Annotated in this window: 1 rRNA gene; it reads right to left on the bottom strand. The window is 37.0% G+C overall.

Annotated elements, in window-relative coordinates:
* Positions 1 to 106, bottom strand: a 23S ribosomal RNA gene (locus H5300_RS27270); the annotation flags it as partial.
* Between the last annotated feature and the right edge of the window lie 202 nt (positions 107 to 308).

Below are 308 nucleotides of genomic sequence, written 5' to 3'. Positions count from 1 at the left end.
GACTCAAAAGGTTATTACTACCTAATCTGGGCTTATCGCAAGTTATTACGCCTTTCATCGCCTCTGACTGCCAAGGCATCCACCGTGTACGCTTAGTCACTTAACCATACAACCCGAAAGGGTTTTATGTATGGCAACTAACCAAGGTTTTTGGTTGTCATCAAGAAGGGTTAATTCTTGATAACTGTTTGCCGGACTCAATTTACTTTTTGTTTCCACTTTTTAATAAAAAGTAGAATCAAAAAATGAACAATCATTTCTGATCATTCGAATACAAGACACTTGAATGTGTTTGTTGTGTTTATACC

Source organism: Vibrio sp. SG41-7 (assembly GCF_014164465.1).
Lineage (GTDB): Bacteria > Pseudomonadota > Gammaproteobacteria > Enterobacterales > Vibrionaceae > Vibrio > Vibrio splendidus.
This window is presented reverse-complemented; position numbering and strand designations above follow the sequence as displayed.